The sequence below is a fragment of the Myxococcus sp. AB056 genome (assembly GCF_006547365.1).
GTDB classification, from domain to species: domain Bacteria; phylum Myxococcota; class Myxococcia; order Myxococcales; family Myxococcaceae; genus Myxococcus; species Myxococcus virescens.
The window spans coordinates 126,090-145,827 of record NZ_VHLB01000008.1 but is presented as its reverse complement, the minus strand read 5'-3'; the positions used below and the strand labels follow the sequence as shown (position 1 = coordinate 145,827).

Sequence of the window (19,738 nt, the reverse complement as noted above, 5' to 3'; positions counted from 1 at the left end):
GGGGGTTCGCGTCTTGAAGCTACCGCGCGCCCGCGGCGGCCTTGGTGGGCACCGGGGGCCGCGTGGGCAGGCGGAGGATGAACGTGGAGCCTTTTCCCTGCGCGGAGCGCACGGTGATGCTGCCGCCCATGGCCTCCACGATTTGACGGGTGATGTAGAGGCCCAGGCCCAGGCCGCCGTAGTGCCGCTCCGACACCGCGCGCTCGAACTTGCCGAACAGGCGCGCCATGCCGTCCTCGGAGATGCCGATGCCCTGGTCCTTCACGGCGAGCACCGCCGTGGGGCCCTCGCTGGCCAGCGACACCTCCACCGGCTGGCCTCCGCCGTACTTCACGGCGTTGGAGAGCAGGTTCACCAGCACCTGCTCCAGGCGCAGCGAATCCCATTCGCCCAGCAGCGGTCCGTCCACGTGCAGCGACAACGTGCTGCCGGCGCGGGTGAACTCCTCGGAGAAGGCCTCCGCCATCTGCCGCACCATCTGCGCCAGGTCCAGCTCCCGAGGCTCCAGCGACAGCCGGCCCGCGGCCAGCCGCGACACATCCAGCAGCGTGTTGACCAGCCCCACCAGCCGCGACAACTGGCGGTCCAGCACGCGGGCCCTTGGCGCCAGCTCCGCGGGCGGCTCCTGGTTCGAGCCGCCCACCTGGCGCAGCAGCAACTGGAGGTGCAGGCGCAGGCTGGTGAGGGGCGTGCGCAGCTCGTGGGCCGCCACGCTGAGGAACTCATCCCGGGCGCGCACGGCCTCCTGCGTCTCGCGCAGCGCCTGCTCGCGCACCGAGCGCTCCCGGGCCGCGCCCGCGTCGCGCTGGGCCTCCACGCGGCGGCGCTCCGTCATGTCCTCCACGTAGATGCACGCGGCGACGATGGCGCCATCACGGCGCACGGGGTGGTAGCTGGCGCGGTAGACGCGGGTGCGCTCGCCGTGGGCGCCCGACTCGCGGTGGATGATTTCCACGCCCTCCAGCGCCACGCCCGTCTCCAGCACGCGGCGGACGCGGCGCACGACGTCGGCCGCGGAGGGTTCGGCGCGCAGCACCTCCACCATGGGCTGGCCCAGGTGGGCCTCGCGCGACACGCCATGCATGGCGGCCATGGCGTCGCTCACCTCGACGAAGCGCAGCTCGCGGTCGATGATGGCCATGCCCAGCGGCACCGTGGACATGAGCTCGGCCAGCTCCACCGGCCGCGAACCGCCGCCGGAAGGGGGCGTGGCGATTCCTCCACCTTCTGTAGCCATCCCAACGGTCACCGTCACTGCACGCCCCCCGGACGTCTGTCCAATGACGGAAGGATGCCTGATGACGCTTCGGAATCTTCCTGAAATCGCGCGGGTTTTCCACGCACCTTGAGCGCCGGCCGCTGGCTGGGCAGGCGTGCGAGGGACACCTGCTTCAACCCACCTCGCCAGGCTCGCTACAATCGAGCCCTCACGCCGTCCCCGGCACCGAAAGGAACCGAACCGCATGCGCCTGAGACGTCTCGCCCGTCGTGACGCCCCCCTGGCAGCCCCGGCCAACAGCTTCCGGCGGAACCTGCAGGAGGACGGGCGCAATGCGCTGGTCGCGCGCAGCGGAGCCGACCCCTTCCGCACGGAGCGGCGCCTGCGCTGGCGGGACCACTTCTCCCTTTCGGAGAACGTGCTGATGGTCCAGCACATGCACGCCGAGCATGACGGCCTGCGCATCGCGCAGCTGTCGGACGTGCACGTGGGGCAGGCCACCTCTGCGCTGCGCATCCGCCGCGCGGTGGAGGCGGTCAACGAGGAGAAGCCGGACCTGGTGTTCCTCACCGGCGACTACGTCACGCACAGCCCCAAGCCGTTGCCGCGCGTGCGCGAGCTGCTGGCTGGCATCAAGGGCCCCGTCTACGTGGTGATGGGCAACCATGACCACTGGGTGAACGCGCCGTACCTGCGCGAGTCCTTCGAGCGGATGGGCTACACGGTGCTGCAGAATGAGCACCGCCAGGTGCACGTGAAGGGCGCGCCGGTGACGGTGCTGGGCATCGACGACGGGCTCACCGGCCGGGACGACGTGGAGGCCACCTTCCGGGGTGCGCCGGTGTCCGGCACGCGGCTGGTGCTGGCCCACACGCCGCCCACGGCGGAGAAGCTGCCGGCGCACGCGGGGCTGGTGCAGTTCTCCGGGCACACGCACGGCGGCCAGTTCGTGGTGCGCGGCCTGACGGAGGCCCTCTTCCGCCGCGCGGGCCAGCCGTACATCCGCGGCCACTACCACGTGAATGGCAACCAGCTGTACGTGAACCGGGGCCTGGGCTTCGGCTTCGGCGGCCCCTACCTGCGCCGGGGCAGCGAGCCGGAGGTGGCCTTCTTCACGCTGCGACAGGCCGCCGTCAGCGCCGGGTAGCGCACGCCAGCCTGGCTTGCGAGCCCGCCGCGCATCTCCTAAGCAGGGGGCATGCACCCGAGGCTCTGGTGGCCTGCATCCCTGCTCCTCGTGTGCCTTGCTTGTGAAAGCGTTCCTCGCAAGGCCCACGAGACGGAGCACTACGGCTTCATCAGCGACGACTCGGACTATGTCTGGGCCAGAGGTCCATGGTCTGCCGTCGAGCCATCCCGGGACGTGGATGACGTCATCGACCGCCTGTGCCCCGCCATCATGAAGCTTCCGGGCGCGACCGACAGGGATTACGGACAGGAATACTGCGGCCTCATCTACTCCCGAGGCGACGGCATCTACCGCGTCAGCCATCCCTCTCCCCTCGGCCGATGGCAACTGCGCAGGGAAGCGACGAAGAAGTCCTGCTTCCCCGTTCGCAAGGTCATCGACCCCGAGGCCCGGTCCCTCTCCATCCTCGCCGACTACCACAGTCATCCCTGGCACCCTTCGCCGCTATCCGAGCCGGACCGGCGCGCAGCCAATCAACTCTGGCTCATCAAGATTCAGTTCGATTCGGCGTGCCACATCCAGAAGCTGATCCCCCACCTGGATGATGTAGACAGGCCCGGCGAGGTCTACTCGCGTCGAGGGAAGCAATGGGTCCGCATCGGGCTCATCAAGCCCGCAGACAAACCGTTCGGCTTCATCACCCCCGTCGGACGCGAGGACTGACAGGAGACATCATGCCAAAGTGGTTGCCCCTGATGTGCCTGTGCACGCTCGCGGCATGCGCCCTCTTCAAGAAGCCGCCTCGTCCTGTCCACGCGCCCGCGGAGGAAGCCTCGAGGTTCGAGCTCCCCGTTGGAATGCCGGAAGAGGGACGCGTCATCATCCGGCGCCCCCTGGCCCAGGCTGTCCAGCTCGCCATGGAGGACTACCTGCCATGGGACCTGAAGCTCCCGCCGGGCGACCGGCCCGGAGGGGAGTGCCTCTATCGGCGAGAGTCCTACGACGTGACAGCGGCTCCGTACGAAGGCGGAATCATCCTCGTGAGCATCTCGCTGGACCCCGACGCATGCGAGAGAAAGGGTGCCCCCTACGACATGGGGGCGCGGTATGCGATCGACTCGAAGACCTGGCGAATCCTTGCGGTCCAGCGCTGAGGATTCCCAACGCAGATGCGCGGAGGCCCCGGCCGTCAGCGCCCCCACGCCCTGAGCCTCAAGGCCGCAGCGGAACGCCCAGCCTCCCGCTCCCCAGCCCTTCCGCCTTCTTGCGCCGCAGGCTGAAGGGCCCGGACCCGAAGTAGACGATGAACAGCGCGCCTCCCGCCATGGAGAGGTTCTTCATGAAGTGGATGAGCTGGTCCTGCGCCTGCACCGGGTCCGTCACCAGCCAGAACCTGTGGACCATGAAGGCGGCGGACAGCAGGAAGATGGCGATGGCCGCCGCGCCCAGGCGAGCGAACACGCCCAGCAGCACGGACAAGCCGCCCACCACCAGCGCCACGCCGGACCCCAGCACCGCCATGCGCGGCTCCGGCACCCCGGACGCCTGGGCCACGCCCGTCAGCGCCTCCAACTGGAAGAAGTGGTTCAGGCCGCTGGTGATGAAGATGGCCGAAAAGAGCAGCCGGCCAATCGGCGCTAGCACGCCCATGAATCCTCCCTGTCGTCCCTCCTCCCAGCCCCTCAACGCTGGCAGGACGTCGTCATTCTCAAATTGAGCATCGATTCCTGCGTGACACCGGCCGCTCGCCTAGCCGCTCGCCCTGCGCCGCCAGCCCCTTGAGGCCACGGCACGCTGCGACAACACGCCACACGCGGGCCTCCAGGCCAGCACGTATGGTGCCCGGGCCGTGAAGAACGCCCTCACCGTCACCCTCCTGTTGTCCAGCGCCCTGCTGCTCGTCCCCACCTCGAGCGCCTGGGCCTGCGCCACCTGCGCCTGTGGCGACCCCACGCTCATGTCCATGGGCACCGAGCAGCCGTTCTCCGGCCGCCTGCGCGTGTCCTCCACCGTCCGGGGCTGGGGCCACACGGTCGGCGAGGAAGGGGTGGACGCCCTGCGCCTGCGCGAGGCGCGCATGGACCTGGCGGTGGCCTACGCGCCGCTCCCCTGGCTGTTCCTCTCCGCCACCCTGCCCCTGCAGGCCCGCGAGGTGCGGCACGTCAGCCTCGCCCGGGACCGCGGCTGGGGCATTGGCGACGTGGAGGTCGCCGCGAAGGTGTTCCTCTTCCAGGACAAGGCCTTCTCCGCGGACCACCTGTTCAGCGTGTTGGGCGGCGTGAAGCTCCCCACCGCGCCCGTGCTGCGCGGCCCGGACGGCACCCAGTTGGCCCTGGACAGTCAGCTCGGCAGCGGCTCCGTGGATCCACTGGCCGGTCTCGCCTATCAACACTTCCGCGGCAGTTGGTCCTTCCTGGCCAGCGCCACCGGCTTCTTCCCCACGCGCGGCATCCAAGGCTTCCGCGCGGGCGTCTCCCTCCGCACCACGCTCGCCGCGCAATACCAGCCATCGGCCCGCTGGGCCCTGCGCCTGGGCTTCGACAGCCGCCTGGAAGCGCCGGCCGACTCGAAAGGCGAACACCAGGGCCACACGGACAGCGAGCGCCATGAGCACACGGGCGGATTCATCGGCTACGCATCTCCCGACGTGATTTTCAGCCCGGGCATGGACGTCGTCGTCGCGGCGGGCGTGCGCGTGCCCTTCATCAACCAACTGCGTGGCCGCGTCGTCCCCACGCCCATCGCGATGTTGTCCGTCGCCTACGACCTCTGAACCATGCGCTCCTTCCTCAAGCCCGTCACCGTGGGCGCCGCCGCGCTCCTGTCTCTCTCCGGCTGCGGCGGCACCAACGTCCAGGACGGCATGACGCTCGACCTCGCGCTCATCACCGCCCGGGCGCGGCCCATCTCGGGCGCGGCCGGCGAGCGCGAGCTCATGAACGACCAGGGCACCCGCGCCGTCCTCACCAGCGGCTTCGTCACGCTGGGCAGCGTGGAGCTGCTCCCCTGCGCGGAGGTCGGCTGGAAACGCTTCCTGCGTCAGCTGTCCCCCGTGGGCACGGCGTGGGCCCACCACACGGTGACCCACCCCACACGGCTGGACACCGCCCACGTCGTGAACCTGGGCAGCGCGGATGGGACGGTCATTCCGCTGGGCGCGGTGCACCCGCCGCCGGGCCGCTACTGCCACGCGCGCCTCAACTTCGAGCCCGCGGGCAACGACGCGCAAGGACTGGCCGCCGCCGCCCAGGGCGACGCGCCGGTGGACATGGTGGGCCGCAGCCTGCACCTGCGCGGCACCCTGAGCACCGGACAGGACAGCGAGCCCCAGCCCTTCGAGGTGAGCTTCCAGACGCGCGCCTCGGTGGACGTGCTACTGGAGTGGGTGACGCTGTCGGAAGCCACGCCTCACACGCAGCTCGTCTTTGCGCTCTCGTGGGATACGTGGCTGGATGGCGTCAGCGCCGAGCAGCCGCCCGCCAACGTGGACCTGGTGGGCAACGTGGCCCGCTCGGTGGTGCCTCCATCCTCCGTCGCACCATGACGCCTCCGCCCCAAGCCGCCCCGCCGCTCCCAGAGCCCGACTCCCGGGCCCGCATCAACCTGGAGTGGCTGCTGCGCTTGCGATGGGGCCTGCTATTGGGCCAGACGCTCGTCATCGGTGTGGCGGCCTTCGGGTTGGAGCTGGCGCTGCCGATACCGGAGCTCTCCGCGCTGCTGGGCCTGGAGGCGCTGACCAACGTGTCGGTGCGGGCGTGGCTGGCGCGCGGCCTACGGGTGACGGAGGGCACCCTGGGCAAGCTGATGCTGTGGGACACGCTGGTGCTCACCGGCTTGCTGGCCCTCAGCGGCGGCACGCACAACCCCTTCACCACGCTCTACCTGGTGAACGTGGCGCTGGGCACCGTGCTGCTGCCCTCGCGGTGGATGTGGGGCCTGCTCGGCTTCACGCTGACCGCCTTCGGCTCGCTGTTCGTGTTGCAGGACGTGGAGCTGCCAGCGGGCCTGTTGCGGCCGGACCACGCGGAGCTGATGCGGCTGCACATCAACGGCATGTGGGTGGCCTTCGCCGTGGCCGCGGGCTTCATCGTCTACTTCGTCCAGCGCGTCACGCGGGCGCTCGGGGCGCGGGAGCAGGAGCTGGCGCAGGCGCGCGCGCTGCACGCGCGGCGGGAGAAGGTGGCCTCGCTGGCGACGCTCGCCGCGGGCGCCGCGCACGAGCTGTCCACGCCGCTGTCCACCATCGCCGTGGTGACCAAGGAGGTGGAGCGCGCGCTGGCCATCGCGGGCACCTCCGAGTCCGTTCGCGAAGATTTGCGCCTCATCCGCCAGCAGGTGGACCGCTGCCGCGACGTCCTGGTGCAGATGTCCGCGGACGCCGGGCAGACGACGGGTGAGCCCTTCCACCCCGTGCCCCTGGGCCGGCTGGTGGAGGACATGCTGGCGGAGCTTCCCGGCGCGGAGCGCGTGACGGTCGACCTGCCCACCGAGGCCCGCGACTGGCGCGTCCACGGCCCGCCCCGGGCGCTGGCCCGGGTGCTGCGCGGGCTGGTGAAGAACGCGCTCCAGGCGTCGCAGGTGTCACGTCCCGTGGAGCTGCGCGTGCAAGCGCGCGGCGAAGGTGCCCTGCTGGAGGTGCGCGACGCGGGCACGGGGATGGCGGCGGACGTGTTGTCCCGGGCGGGCGAGCCCTTCTTCACCACCAAGCCACCGGGCGAAGGAATGGGCCTGGGGCTCTTCCTGGCGCGCACGCTGGTGGAGCAACTGGGCGGCTCCCTGGAGCTGCGCTCGACGCCGGGCCGGGGCACCACGGCGAGCCTCTCGCTGCCGGTGACGGAGGGCGCGCCATGAGCATCGCGAGCGCGGGCACGGAGCAGCGCCCCAGCCTGCTGCTGGTGGATGACGATTCCACCCTGCGCGAGCGGCTGGCCCGCGCCTTCCGCGAGCGCGGCTGGGACGTCACCACCGCGGGGGACTACGACGAGGCCCTTGCCGCCGCGCGCCGCGAGTCGCCTGAGTACGCGGTGGTGGACCTGCGCATGCCGGGCCGCAGCGGCCTGGAGGTGGTGAGGGACTTGCTCGCGGTGGATGCCTCCACGCGCGTCGTCGTCCTCACGGGTTACGGAAGCATCGCCACCACGGTGGATGCCATCCGGCTGGGCGCGGTGAACTACCTCCCGAAGCCCGCGGACGCGGACGACCTGCTCGCGGCCTTCGCGCGTGCGTCCGGCGAACCCTCCGTCGCGACATCGGAAAGCTTCGAGGCCCCGTCCCTGGCGCGCGCCGAGTGGGAACACATCAACCGCGTGCTGGCGGACTGCGGCGGCAACATCTCCGAGGCGGCGCGCAAGCTGGGCATCCACCGGCGCTCGCTCCAGCGCAAGCTGCAGAAGTACCCGCCTTCCCGCTGAAACGCTCACGCCTCCCGGGAATTACCGGACTCGCAGCGAGCGAGGCCCCGTGCCAGTCACTGGGGACCTTTGCTATGGGTGGCGGAATGTCGACCGCACTCCAGACCCGTCCTCCCAGCCACCTGGCCCCCGGCCGCTTCGGCCAGGCGCGCTACATGATTCGCCGCAAGTTCTTCAAGCTGTTCGGCGACGCGTTCCACATCTACGACGAGGCGGGCAACCTCGCCTTCTACTCGAAGCTGAAGGCCTTCAAGTTGAAGGAAGACATCCGCATCTACACCGACGAGGAGATGCGTGAGGAGCTGCTCACCATCAAGGCGCGCGGCATCCTCGACTTCGGCATGACGTACGACGTGACGGATGCCACCACGGGCGAGCGCGTGGGCGCGCTGCGCCGCAAGGGCCTGCGCTCCATCCTTCGCGACCAGTGGCTGGTGCTGGACGCGAATGACCAGGAGGTGGGGAAGATTGAAGAGGACAGCATGATGTTGGCGCTGGTGCGCCGCTTCCTGACCGCGCTGATTCCCCAGTCCTTCACCGGGACAATCGGCCTCAACCAGGTGCTCGCCTTCCACCAGCGCTTCAACCCGTTCATCCAGAAGATTGATTTGGACTTCTCCATGGACACCGACCGCCAGCTGGACCGGCGGTTCGGCATCGCGGCGGCGGTGCTCATGTGCGCCATCGAGGGCCGGCAGCAGTAGTCCTCCCAGACTGGTGACGGCGGCCTTCAGGGAGCCGCCGTCATGTCACGCAGAGAGGGCCTCAACGGGAGCGCGCGCTTCGACCCGCCAGCAAGCGGCGGTGAACCGCACCTCGTCGCCGTGCACATAGGGCTCGAAGGCGGCGCGGATGGTTTCGATGACGTGAGTCCGGGTCCTCTCGTCGGCTTCGTGAAGCACGCGGCCGACAGGCCCGAGCCGGGTCACATACTGGAGCAACCCCTGCTCGGGCAGGGTGCAGGTGACATCAATGGGGTGGATGCCGATGTCCATCCAGCCGCTCTGCTCCAGGATGCGATGGACCCGCTCCCCATCCGCGAAGGCGAACTGGCCCGGCGCGTTCGGCTGGCGGGCGGGCAGGTTTGGAAGGAGGGGCGCCGCGGCCCGCTCAGCGGTCGTCATGAACGGGTTCTCCGAGGGACTTCGCCAGGCGATGAAGCTCAGCCCGGCATTCTCCCTTGCGGAACGTCTCAGGTTCACGAAGGCCCGGACGGCATCGTCGAAGAACATCACGCCGAAGCGTGAAATCACCATGTCGAAGCGCCCTCGCTCGAAAGCGTGATGCTCCGCGTTGGCCTCGATGAAGCTGGCGGCCACATGCTCCGCTTCGGCCCGGGCCCGCGCCGCCGCGAGCATGGGCGCGGAGATGTCGATGCCGACGCAGTGTCCCTGGGCGCCGAGCCGCCGCGCGACGGCGAGCGTCGTGCCGCCCGTCCCACAGCCCACGTCGAGCACCTGACGCGCGCCGCGGGCTTGGACAGCGTCGACGAGCAGGTCCTCGAACGGCTTGAACATCCCTTCGAGCAGGTCCCGGCTATCGACCCAGGCCTGTCCCGCGGGGCCATTCCAAAGCGCTGCCTGCCCCTCCGGGGGCTGGTGACCAGATGCCATCGCGCGTCTCCCTTCACATGCCTTCAAGAAATGAAGGCCGTACAGTGCCAGTTCAAGTCGACTTGAGGTCAACAGGGTGAGAGACCTGGACATCACCGAGGTGGCCCGGCGCACGGGCGTTCCTGCCTCGACGCTACGTTTCTATGAGGCCAAGGGCCTGCTCTCCTCGACGGGCAGGCGAGGCCTGCGCCGCCTGTTCAACCCGGACGTGTTGGAGCGGCTCGCACTCATCGCCCTGGGACGCGAAGCCGGCTTCTCACTGGATGAGCTGGCTCGGATGTTCGCGCCGGACGGACAACCGCGCATTGACCGGGAGCTGCTGACCGCGAAGGCCGAGGAGCTCGACAGCACCATCCGGCGGCTGAGCGCCATGCGTGATGGCTTGCGGCACGCGGCGAACTGTCCCGCGCCGAGCCACATGGCATGCCCCAGGTTTCGCCAGCTCCTGGCGACTGCCACGGCCTCCAGACAAAAGCGGGCGCACGCGTCGCACGGGAGCGAAGGCGGACGCACGCGCCGCCGGAAGCAAGCCCCATCACGTCCGGCGCACGATTAGGTGGCGCCGTCCGTGGGCGCGCGGGCAGGGAGACTCGCGAGCGGCTGCGGCACGCAACACAGGGAGCAGGCGTCATGCGGCTGGCTCGCATGGACGCGCGCCCAAGGATGCGTCGGCGACTGAGCAAGCCCCGCTAATCGCCACTATGATGCAAATACAATAAACACTCCAATACTCCGCGCCCTCGAGGAAGAACGGGGATTCTTCCCGCTGCTTTCCTCCTGCATGCGGGACATGCCCCTGCTATCCAACGCAGACCCCGCGGGCGTTACCAGGGCAGCAGGCCAGGGCCAGGAGCGCATGCATGTTCCACGAGCCACCGCGAGGATGGCCTTCTCCCCTCGCTCGCGATGACACAACTCGCTCAGACCCCACTCCCCGACTTCGCCGCCCCTTCCGCTGCTTCGTCGCGTGAGACGGTGGGCGCCAAGGGCCGCCGCATCGTCGGCATCGACGCCCTCCGAGGGCTGGTCATGGCGCTGATGATTGTCGACCACGTGCGGGAGTACTTCTACCTGCACGCACAGGTGAGCGACCCGGTGGTGATATCCACCACGCCGCCCAGCCTCTTCTTCACGCGGTTCGCCGCACACCTCTGCGCGCCCGTGTTCGTCATCCTGACGGGCGTGGCGGCCTGGCTCTATGGCCAGCGGCACGGAGGGCGCCAAGCCGCCTCCAGCTTCCTGTTCAAGCGCGGCCTCTTCCTGCTCGTGCTGGAGCTGACCGTCATCAACTTCGCCTGGACCTTCACGCTCCTGCCCCGGACCTATTACTTCCAGGTCATCGGCGCGATTGGCCTGTCGATGATGGTGCTGTCCGCCCTGCTCTACCTGCCACGCCCCGCGCTGCTCACCTTCGCGCTGCTCGTGATTTTCGGCCACAACCTGCTCGACCCGATTCACTTCGAAGCGGGCCAGCCGGGACAGGCCCTGTGGGCGCTGCTGCATGACCGGGGCTTCATCGCCCTTCCGTGGGGCGCGCAGCTCAAGACGTCCTACCCCGTCCTGCCGTGGATGGGCGTCATCGCGCTGGGCTTCGCGGTGGGACCGTGGTTCTCGTCCCAGGTCGCCCCAGCGGTGAGGCGCCGCCGCCTGCTTCTGGCGTCCGCGTCATCGGTGGGCCTCTTCGTGCTGCTCCGCCTCATCAACGTCTACGGCGAGCCCGTGCCGTGGTCGCCCGGCGCTACGCCGATGGAAACGGTCATGTCCTTCGTCAATCTGACGAAGTACCCGCCGTCGCTCGACTTCCTGCTGCTGACGCTCGGCGTGGGCGCGGGCCTGCTGGCGCTGCTGGACAAAGCGCCTGCGTCACTGACATCCACCCTGGCGGTGTTCGGCGCCGCGCCGCTGTTCTTCTACGTCGTCCACCTGTACCTGCTGCACGCGATGAACAAGCTCGCGCTGCTCACCTTCGGTCCCAACCAGGGCGCGCTGTTCAGCCTGCCGAATGTCAGCGCACTCTGGCTCATGGCGCTGCTGACGACGGTGCCCATGTGGTTCGCCTGCCGCGCCTTCGCCGCGCTGAAGGCCCGCTCCTCCAGCCCCTGGATGAGCTACCTCTGACAATCGGCCCCGGGCTCAGGTCCGCGCCATGACGGGGAAGAGGTTCGCCTCGCGGGGGGACGGCAGTCCCCGCCAGCGCGGGTGAAGACTCGCGGCACGTAGTCGCAGAACGCGGCCTGGAGCGCCGAGGTACCGGGCCCGATTTCGGTGACGGTGAGAACGCGCTTCGAAGCCATCCATCCACCCTACGCGATTCCCACCAGCGGCCAACGGACGCGAGCCCACACCGGAAATCCCCAGCGCGCTGCGTACTCTCAGCCTTCACCCGGAAGCCGACCAGTCGCCTGTTGTCACAATGCCCATCAGCAACTGAAGGGTTGCGCGCATGAGCTATCTACCCCCGTCCGCGCATCCCCCCCGCCATTCTGCCTTGCGCCCCAGCAGAATGGCGAAAGCCGAATCTGAGCCTCGCTGAAGCGATGCGGCTCATGAGGAAGAGAGGGAGCGGGCTCCCTTCCTTCCCTGGACTTCAACGTCTACGGGCTGAACATGCCGGTGAGCACGCTGGCGCGGCCTCGAGGCAGCGAGCGCTTGAACGGGCTCGTCGCGAGACTTGAGCCGGGCTGGTACCAGCTCTGGATTTCCGCGAAGTACGTCCCGCCCGCCCGCAGCACGTCCGGGGGCAGGTACACGCTCTGGAGATCCGTGTGCAGCATCGCCACGCGCGTCGCGGTGGTGGAGCCGTTGCTCGTGCCGAGCCGGTAGATGTTCACCACGTAGTTCGTGGCCGTGCCGATCAGCGGCTTCGACCAGCGCAGCGAGGCGTCGGTCCCCACGCCCGTGAGGTTCTGGAACGCGCCGCGCGTGTTCACCAGGGGCGCCTGCACCGGCCCGACGAGGGGCTCCACGGGCGCGGCGGTGAACGCGCTCGCCTCTTGCTCCACGCGGATGTCCACGCTCATGGTGTAGGGCGTCGCGGTTCCCAGCGCGTAGCTGTGGGTGAAGCCCGCGACGGCGGTCGCCACCTTCTGCCACGCCGCCGGGAGCGGGTTGTTGTAGGTCATGCTCCCCGTGACGATGTCGGTCCGCTGCGCGTCAGGATTGAGCTTCACGAGCAGTGGCGGCCCGCTGATGGACGCGAACGCCGAGCTCAGCGCGGCCGGCCGAGCGGACATCCAGATCTCGTTGTACGTGCTGACCGCGCCCGGGTTCACCTGGGTGCGCATGGCTTCGAAGGCCGAGCGTCTCCAGTCCACCTCGAAGGTGCCTGTCGCGACGGGCTGGGTGAAGGTTCCGTTGACGGTGGTGGGCTGGCCCTCCACCTGCGTCATGCTCGCGTTGAGCACCTTGTGCATCGCGCGGTAGGGCACTCCATTCGCGCTCGTCTGCAACCGCATCTGCGCGAGCGAGAACACATCCCCGAGGCTGCTGTCGAGCAGCACCGGGTTGAGCATGTGGGCGTAATCGAAGCTCAGCCCGGAGAGCGACGTGGCGCCCGCCAGGGGGCGCCCCGTGGCGGCGCCGCCCATGTAGCCGAACGCACCCGCGTTCAACGAATACATGTCCAGGAAGTCCCCCGGCTGCCAGGGGGACAACCCGGTGGCGGACACCGTCACGGGAGTGGGCAGCGAGGCGAAGGTGCCATCGCGGCCCCACTCCGTGGAGCCCAGATCGAACGCGCGGCCGGTGCTCACCAGGTAGCGCGAGCCCAGCTTCAGGTAGATGCGGCCGGAAGGGACGTTCGGCACGGAGATGGTGCCGTCCGCAGAGCCCGTGCCCGGATAGGCCGTGAACGCCCCCGTCGATGAGTCCCGCAGGTATGCCACCACCGACGTGGCGGACTGGTCGTAAGGCTTCGTCTCGTTGCCCGACGTGGCGACGAAGGTGACCGGGCTGGTACCGGTGACATGGGTGACCAGGTCTTGGGTGACCTGGGAGGTCGCGTCCGTCGATACGGAGGAGTCCACCGCCTCGGCCTCGTCGAGCCCCGCGCAGCCGACCCCTGTCATGCCGGCCAAAAGCCCGAGGGAAATCAATGACATCTTCATTGTGAAGGCAACCCTTTCGGCGACGCACGAATAGCGCCGCGCAGGGAGATTCATACCGGGTCGGTCTGACTTTTCCGGGAGCGCTTCGACTCCAACTTTCCCTCGGGGATATGAAAACAAACGCGCTTGTCGGCAGATGAGCCCGGCAACGGCCTCCGTGTCACAGGAAGCGTTTGAAGAGGTCCAGCTTCCCCGTGTAGGGCGGGTAGCGCAGCTTCATGTCGAGCAGGAAGGGCCGCTTCACCACACCCTTTCGGTGGCTGAAGGCGTCGAAGCTGGCCTGACCGTGGTAGCCGCCGCTGCCGGACTCCCCCACGCCGCCGAAGGACAGGCCCTTCGCGGCGAAGTGGACGCACACGTCGTTGGCCACCGCGCCGCCGCTCGACGTCTCCGTGAGGACGCGCTCGTTCACCGCCGCGTCCTTGGAGAAGGTGTAGAGCGCCAGCGGCTTCGGCCTCGCGCGGACGAAGCGGATGGCCTCGTCGATGCTCGGACAGTCCACCAGCGGCAGCAGGGGCCCGAAAATCTCCTCCTGCATCAGCGGGCTGGACAGCGGCGCGTCGGTGATGACGGTGGGCGCGAAGAAGCGGCTGTCCGCGTCCCGCTCACCGCCAACGGCCACGGTCCCGTCCTGCGCCAGCTTCGAGACGCGCTCGAAGTGCCGCGAACTGATGATGCGGCCATAGTCGCGGCTCTCACGCGCGTTCGCGCCGTAGAAGCTGGTGACGGCCTTCTGGACCAGCTCCGTGAAGCGGCCCTTGAGCTCGGGCGGAATGAGCACGTAGTCCGGGGCGATGCAGGTCTGCCCGGCGTTGAGGTACTTGCCCCAGGCGATGCGGCGCGCGGTGACTTCCAGGTCCGCGCTCTTGTCGATGATGCAGGGGCTCTTGCCGCCCAGCTCCAGCACGGTGGGCGTCAGGTGCTTCGCCGCGGCTTCCGCCACCACCCGGCCCACCTGGGGACCGCCGGTGAAGAAGATGAGGTCCCAGCGCTCGTCGAGCAGGGCCCGGCTCACCTCCGCGCCGCCTTCCACGACGGCGACGACGTCCTCGGGGAAGGCTTCTTTCAGCATCCGCGCGAGCACGGCGGACGTCGCCGGGGACAGCTCGCTGGGCTTCAGCACGGCGGTACAGCCCGCGGCGAGCGCCCCGATGAGCGGAGCAATCGCCAGCTGATAGGGGTAGTTCCACGGGGAGATGATGAGCGTCACGCCCAGCGGGTCCGAGTACTGCCAGACGCGCGCGGGTTGGATGGCGAGCGGCGCCGCCCCCTTGCGCGGCGCCATCCACGCCTTCACGTTCTTCAGCGCGTCCTTCAGCTCCCCGTAGATGCTGCCCACCTCCGTGAGGTAGGCCTCCTCGGGGCTCTTGGAGAGGTCCGACTGCAGGGCGGCGAGAATCTCCGCCTCATACTTGCGTGCCGCCCGTTCGAGCACCTGCAACTGCTCCCGTCGCCACGCCAGCGGCAGCGTGGCACGGGTCTCGAAACGGGCTCGCTGCTTCTCGACGAGCGCCTTCGCATCGAACGAAGGTGGAACGGCGGCGAGACGACTGGAGCCCTGCGTCATCGGACCTCTCCTTGTGTGAGCTGCTACTTCAAGAGTTCGCCTCTTTCGGCCTTCTCGACGAGCGACGCCGGCGGCTCGAAGTGCGCACCGTAGCGCTGTGCGAGCTCACGCGCGCGGGCAATGAAGCCCCGCGGCCCGTTGCCCGTCCGGCCCTCGTAGCCGTTGATGAACTGCACCACCCCGCCCGTCCACGCCGGGAAGCCAATGCCGAGGATGGAGCCGATGTTCGCGTCCGCAGCGGAGCGCAGCACGCCTTCGTCGAAGCAGCGCACCGTGTCGATGGCCTCGGCGAACAGCATCCGCTCCTTCATGTCCTCGAAGGGGATGGTGTGGCCGGGCTTGGTGAAGTGCTGCGCCAGTCCCGCCCACAGGCCCGTGCGCTTGCCGTCCACGTAGTCGTAGAACCCGCCGCCCGTGGAGCGGCCCTTGCGCTGGTGCTGGTCAATCATCGCGTCCATCACGGCGTAGCTGCGGTGCTCCGTCCAGGGCTTGCCCTCCGCCAGGAGGGCCGCCTTCGTCTCCTGACGAATCTTGCGCGGCAGCGTCAGCGTGAGTTCGTCCACCAGCTGGAGCGGGGCGGCGGGGTAGCCCGCCTGGAGGCCGGCCTGCTCGATGGAGGCGGGCGAGATGCCCTCGCCCACCATGGCGATGGCCTCGTTGAGGAAGGTGCCGATGACGCGGCTGGTGAAGAAGCCCCGGCTGTCGTTGACGACGATGGGCGTCTTCCCAATCTGCACCGCGATGTCGATGGCCTTCGCGAGCGTGGCGTCGCTCGTCTTCTTGCCCGCGATGAGCTCCAGCAGCGGCATCTTGTCCACGGGCGAGAAGAAGTGCATGCCCACGAAGTCTTCCGTCCGCTTCACGCCCTCGGCGAGCACGGAGATGGGCAGCGTGGACGTGTTGGACCCGAGCACCGCGTCCGGGGCGACCACGTCCTGCACTTCCTGGAAGACCTGGTGCTTGAGCTTCACGTCCTCGAACACGGCCTCGATGACGAGGTCACACCCCTTGAGGTCGGCGGCGTCCGCGGTGGGGTGGATTCGCGCCAGCAGCGCGTCCCCCTTCTCCTTCGTGGACTTGCCCTTCTGGATGGCCTTCTCCACCAGCTTCACGGAGTACTGCTTGCCCTTCTCCGCCGACGCGAGGCTCACGTCCTTGAGCACCACGTCGATGCCGGCCTTGGCGCAGACGTAGGCAATGCCCGCGCCCATCATCCCCGCGCCCAGCACGCCCACCTTCTTCGCGGTGTGCTGCGGGTAACCCTTGGGACGGCCGCCACCGGAGTTGATGTGCTGCATGTCGAAGAAGAACGCCTGAATCATGTTCTTCGCGACCTGCCCGGTGACGAGCTCGGTGAAGTAGCGCGACTCCACGGTGAACGCGGTGTCCACGTCCACCTGCGTGCTCTCCACCGCCGTGGCCATGATGGCGCGGGGCGCCGGCATGTTCGCGCCCTTGAGCTGCTTGCGCAGGTTCGCGGGGAACGCGGGCAGGTTCGCCGCCAGCCCCGGAGACGACGGCGTGCCGCCCGGAATCTTGTAGCCCTTCTGGTCCCACGGCTGCTGCGCGGTGGGATGGGCCTTCACCCACGCCTTGGCCGCGGGCAGCAGCGCCTCCACGGAGTCCACCACCTCATGGACCAGGCCGACCTCCTTCGCCTCCTGCGGGCGGTAGCGCTGGCCCTGGAGCAGCACCTTCATCAGCGCGTCCACGATGCCCAGCATCCGCACCGTGCGCACCACGCCGCCGCCACCGGGCAAGAGGCCCAGCGTGACTTCCGGCAGGCCCACCTGGGCGCCCTTCACGTCCGCGATGATGCGGTGGTGGCAGGCGAGCGCGATCTCCAGCCCGCCGCCCAGCGCCGCGCCGTTGATGGCCGCGACCACGGGCTTGCCCAGCGTCTCCAGCGTGCGCAGCTGCGCCTTGATTTCCTGCCCCAGCTCGAAGGCCTGCTTCGCGTCCTCCTTGCGCACCTTCAGCAGGTCCTTCAAATCACCACCGGCGAAGAAGGTCTTCTTCGCGGAGGTGAGGATGACACCGGTGACGGTGTCCTTCTCCTTGACCAACCGGTCCACAATCGCGCGCATGGACTTCAGGTACGCGGCGTTCATGGTGTTCGCGGACTGGTTCGGGTCATCCAACGTCAAGACGACGATGCCGTCGGCGTCCTTGTCCCAGCGGATGGTGTTCTGCTCGCTCATGGGGTTCGCTCGAATCCTGTCGAAGTGTTGGAAGAGAAGCTCAGACGCGCTCGATGAGGGTGGCCACGCCCATGCCACCACCGACGCACAAGGTGATGACCGCGCGGCGCGCCTTGCGTCGCTCCAGCTCGTCCACCATCGTCCCCAGAATCATCGCGCCCGTGGCGCCCAGCGGGTGCCCCATGGCGATGGCGCCGCCGTTCACGTTCAGCTTCTCGTCCGGAATGCCGAGGTCCTTCTGGTACTTGAGCACCACCGAGGCGAAGGCCTCGTTGAGTTCGAACAGGTCGATGTCCTTCACCGACAGGCCCGCAATCTCCAGCAGCTTCCGGGTGGCCGGAATCGGGCCGGTGAGCATGATGGTGGGGTCCGAGCCGGACGTGGCCACCGCGGCGATGCGCGCGCGCGGCGTGAGGCCCAGCGACTTGCCCACCTGCTCGGAGCCGATGAGCACCAGCGCCGCGCCGTCCACGATGCCCGACGAGTTGCCCGGCGTGTGGACGTGCTCGATGCGCTCCACGAAGTGGTACTTCTGCAGGGCCACCGCGTCGAAGCCGCCCGCTTCGCCCATGACGGAGAAGGACGGGTTGAGCTTGCCGAGCGACGCCACGGTAGAGTCCGGGCGCATGAGCTCGTCATGGTCCAGCACGGTGAGGCCGTTCTGGTCCACCACCGGGACGACGGAGTTCTTGAAGTACCCGCCGGCCCACGCCTGGGCCGCCAGTTGCTGCGAACGGGCCGCGTAGCGGTCCACGTCCTCGCGCGTGAAGCCCTCGATGGTGGCGATGAGGTCCGCGGAGATGCCCTGCGGGACGAAGTAGGTGTCGAAGTTCGTGGCCGGGTCCATGGCCCAGGCGCCGCCGTCCGAGCCCATGGGCACGCGCGACATGCTCTCCACGCCGCCCGCGATGACCAGGTGCTCCCAGCCCGAGCGCACCTGCTGGGCGGCCATGTTCACCGCCGTGAGGCCGGACGCGCAGAAGCGGTTGAGCTGCACGCCGCCCACCGTCTCGGGCAGCCCCGCCGCCAGCACCAGGGTACGGGCGATGTCGGCGCCCTGCTCACCCACCGGCGACACGACGCCGAGCACGACGTCGTCGATGCGCTGGGGGTCGAGGTTCGGGTGACGCTTCTTGAGCGCGTCCACCAGCCCGGTGAGCAGCGTGATGGGCTTGGTGCCGTGCAGCGCGCCTTTCCTGCCCTTGCCGCGAGGGGTCCGGACGGCGTCGAAGATGAATGCTTCCTGGCTCACGAAGAGCCTCCTTGGGACGGGGATGTGGGTCTACAGGGAACGGGCGACGAGCTCTTTCATGATCTCGTTCGCGCCGGCAAGGATTCGCAGCACGCGCGTGTCCGCGAACAGGTGGGCGAAGAGGTACGCCTTCATGTACCCGTACCCCCCGAGCCACTGCAAGCAACGGTCGGCGGCGATGCACGCAGGGTCCGTCATCCAATACGTCGCCATCCTGTACGCAGGGTGCGGCCCCAGCCAGCGCGGCGAGAGGTTGACCGGCGGGGACAGCGGCAGGATGTGCGGATGCGACGCCAGGACGCTGGCGTTGTTCACGCAGCAATCGATGCCGCCCAAGCGCACCGCGGCCTCGTCCACGGCGCGCCGCACGTCCGCTTCCTCCCACACGTCCCCCACCGCCGCGAGCGCCTGGCCCCCGCGTCCTGGATGACCTGCGCCGCTGTGTGCACTGTCCCGGGGGGTGAGCGTGTCTGTCTTTTCCAGCAGCACGACGTTGGCGCCCAGGCACACTCCAGAATCTGCTCGCGGCGTTCGTCCGGCTCCAACGGCTTCCAGCGAGGTGCGCCGACCGAGCTCATGGCGACGCCTCCCGCAGTGGCAGGAACGAGGGCAAATCCTGCGCCACGGTCCGGGTGACGCGAGGCGGCCGTTTCTGCAGGAAGGCCGTCCCCCCTTCCTCCCGGGCCAGGCCCGCTCCCAGGTGCGGCCATCCTGACGTTCGCGTCTGTGCAAGTCATTCCGGAATGGGGCACTGCCGACCCGCAAAAGCCGTCAGTGCTGCTTTTGAAGTTTTCCCTGTCCGGTTCGATACTGCGGGTGCCGGAACACACTTCGTGGTCCGGCCACCCGTCGTCGTGGAGTCACCATGAACCTGCTTTCGAAGACGCTGTTCGTGAGCGCCGCGGCCCTTGTCACGCTCTCCCCGCTGTCCGCGTCAGCGCTGCCCCCAGATTGCGACGTGCAGTGTGCCGACGAAGCGCCCTGCTCGCTCGTTTGTGCGGTGCCCTGGGGGAGTCGCATCATCACTTGTGAGCGGTGGTTCAGCGACTACGAGCTGGGCGGCACGTGCACGCCGGACGCCCAGATTCCTTCCGAGGAGGAGGATGAACTGTCGTCGGTGGAGCCGCGCCAGAGCAGCACGCCCGGCATGGCAGCGGCCTGCCTGTCCGCGCCGGTGAGCGCCCCGTAACACGCGTCACCCTCGGCCGGCCCGCTCCGCGCATCCTGGCGTGGGGCGGGC

19 protein-coding genes are annotated in these 19,738 nt (G+C 68.8%); 11 read left to right on the top strand and 8 right to left on the bottom strand.

From position 1 onward, the window contains the following. Window positions 1-19: 19 nt before the first annotated feature. Window positions 20-1,180, bottom strand: coding sequence for a PAS domain-containing sensor histidine kinase (locus FMP39_RS05895; protein ID WP_141589035.1), 1,161 nt, complete (start codon window positions 1,178-1,180; stop codon window positions 20-22). A gap of 283 nt (window positions 1,181-1,463) precedes the next feature. Between FMP39_RS05895 and FMP39_RS05890 the strand changes: the two genes are divergently transcribed. Genes FMP39_RS05890 through FMP39_RS05880 form a run of 3 tightly spaced genes read left to right on the top strand, consistent with a single transcriptional unit; the run spans window position 1,464 to window position 3,502 of the window. Then, window positions 1,464-2,366: a metallophosphoesterase gene (locus FMP39_RS05890; protein ID WP_141589019.1), complete on the top strand. Its 903-nt coding sequence runs from the start codon at window positions 1,464-1,466 to the stop codon at window positions 2,364-2,366. Window positions 2,367-2,417: 51 nt separating this feature from the next. After that, window positions 2,418-3,071 (top strand): Mov34/MPN/PAD-1 family protein, encoded by a 654-nt coding sequence (locus tag FMP39_RS05885; RefSeq protein ID WP_141589018.1) that lies wholly within the window; start codon window positions 2,418-2,420, stop codon window positions 3,069-3,071. An 11-nt stretch (window positions 3,072-3,082) separates the two neighbouring features. Further along, complete coding sequence (locus tag FMP39_RS05880; RefSeq protein WP_141589017.1) at window positions 3,083-3,502, top strand: hypothetical protein; 420 nt, start codon at window positions 3,083-3,085, stop codon at window positions 3,500-3,502. Between the two features lie 58 nt (window positions 3,503-3,560). Here the strand turns inward: FMP39_RS05880 and FMP39_RS05875 are convergent, their stop codons facing one another. Further along, window positions 3,561-3,998: a DoxX family protein gene (locus FMP39_RS05875; protein WP_141254211.1), complete on the bottom strand. Its 438-nt coding sequence runs from the start codon at window positions 3,996-3,998 to the stop codon at window positions 3,561-3,563. A gap of 199 nt (window positions 3,999-4,197) precedes the next feature. Between FMP39_RS05875 and FMP39_RS05870 the strand changes: the two genes are divergently transcribed. From FMP39_RS05870 to FMP39_RS05850, 5 genes are all read left to right on the top strand, one after another. Further along, window positions 4,198-5,121, top strand: a complete 924-nt coding sequence (locus FMP39_RS05870; protein WP_194858253.1) for a transporter — start codon at window positions 4,198-4,200, stop codon at window positions 5,119-5,121. A gap of 3 nt (window positions 5,122-5,124) precedes the next feature. Continuing rightward, window positions 5,125-5,892, top strand: a complete 768-nt coding sequence (locus FMP39_RS05865; RefSeq protein WP_141589015.1) for a hypothetical protein — start codon at window positions 5,125-5,127, stop codon at window positions 5,890-5,892. Continuing rightward, the gene (locus tag FMP39_RS05860) at window positions 5,889-7,199 is read left to right on the top strand and encodes an ATP-binding protein (RefSeq protein WP_141589014.1); all 1,311 of its coding nucleotides are present in this window, start codon (window positions 5,889-5,891) and stop codon (window positions 7,197-7,199) included. Before FMP39_RS05865 ends, FMP39_RS05860 begins: the two co-directional genes overlap by 4 nt. Then, entirely contained in the window at window positions 7,196-7,759 is a 564-nt protein-coding gene (locus FMP39_RS05855; RefSeq protein WP_141589013.1) for a response regulator transcription factor, read from the top strand. Before FMP39_RS05860 ends, FMP39_RS05855 begins: the two co-directional genes overlap by 4 nt. Before the next feature lie 86 nt (window positions 7,760-7,845). After that, on the top strand, window positions 7,846-8,463 hold the full coding sequence (locus FMP39_RS05850; protein WP_194858252.1) for a hypothetical protein: 618 nt from the start codon (window positions 7,846-7,848) through the stop codon (window positions 8,461-8,463). Window positions 8,464-8,508: 45 nt separating this feature from the next. On the opposite strand, the gene FMP39_RS05845 is transcribed toward FMP39_RS05850, so the two are convergent. Then, window positions 8,509-9,486, bottom strand: a complete 978-nt coding sequence (locus FMP39_RS05845) for a class I SAM-dependent methyltransferase (RefSeq protein WP_305036061.1) — start codon at window positions 9,484-9,486, stop codon at window positions 8,509-8,511. On the opposite strand from FMP39_RS05845, the gene FMP39_RS05840 reads away from it, so the two are divergent. Both FMP39_RS05840 and FMP39_RS05835 read left to right on the top strand, forming a co-directional pair. Then, window positions 9,449-9,928, top strand: coding sequence for a helix-turn-helix domain-containing protein (locus FMP39_RS05840; RefSeq protein WP_141589011.1), 480 nt, complete (start codon window positions 9,449-9,451; stop codon window positions 9,926-9,928). The two genes, FMP39_RS05845 and FMP39_RS05840, sit on opposite strands and share 38 nt — an antisense overlap. 350 nt (window positions 9,929-10,278) lie before the next feature. Beyond that, window positions 10,279-11,490 (top strand): DUF1624 domain-containing protein, encoded by a 1,212-nt coding sequence (locus FMP39_RS05835; RefSeq protein ID WP_141589010.1) that lies wholly within the window; start codon window positions 10,279-10,281, stop codon window positions 11,488-11,490. Window positions 11,491-11,966: 476 nt separating this feature from the next. On the opposite strand, the gene FMP39_RS05825 is transcribed toward FMP39_RS05835, so the two are convergent. From FMP39_RS05825 to FMP39_RS37805, 5 genes are all read right to left on the bottom strand, one after another. Beyond that, a complete protein-coding gene (locus tag FMP39_RS05825; RefSeq protein ID WP_141589009.1) occupies window positions 11,967-13,478 on the bottom strand; it encodes an ABC transporter substrate-binding protein in 1,512 nt (503 codons plus the stop codon). A 160-nt stretch (window positions 13,479-13,638) separates the two neighbouring features. Beyond that, a complete protein-coding gene (locus tag FMP39_RS05820) occupies window positions 13,639-15,045 on the bottom strand; it encodes an aldehyde dehydrogenase family protein (RefSeq protein ID WP_141589008.1) in 1,407 nt (468 codons plus the stop codon). A gap of 23 nt (window positions 15,046-15,068) precedes the next feature. After that, window positions 15,069-17,246: a 3-hydroxyacyl-CoA dehydrogenase NAD-binding domain-containing protein gene (locus FMP39_RS05815; RefSeq protein WP_141589007.1), complete on the bottom strand. Its 2,178-nt coding sequence runs from the start codon at window positions 17,244-17,246 to the stop codon at window positions 15,069-15,071. Window positions 17,247-17,286: 40 nt separating this feature from the next. After that, a complete protein-coding gene (locus tag FMP39_RS05810) occupies window positions 17,287-18,498 on the bottom strand; it encodes an acetyl-CoA C-acetyltransferase (RefSeq protein ID WP_141589006.1) in 1,212 nt (403 codons plus the stop codon). A 30-nt stretch (window positions 18,499-18,528) separates the two neighbouring features. Beyond that, the gene (locus tag FMP39_RS37805) at window positions 18,529-18,885 is read right to left on the bottom strand and encodes an acyl-CoA dehydrogenase family protein (RefSeq protein WP_228557706.1); all 357 of its coding nucleotides are present in this window, start codon (window positions 18,883-18,885) and stop codon (window positions 18,529-18,531) included. Between the two features lie 478 nt (window positions 18,886-19,363). On the opposite strand from FMP39_RS37805, the gene FMP39_RS05800 reads away from it, so the two are divergent. Continuing rightward, window positions 19,364-19,687, top strand: a complete 324-nt coding sequence (locus FMP39_RS05800; RefSeq protein WP_141589005.1) for a hypothetical protein — start codon at window positions 19,364-19,366, stop codon at window positions 19,685-19,687. Window positions 19,688-19,738: the final 51 nt, after the last annotated feature.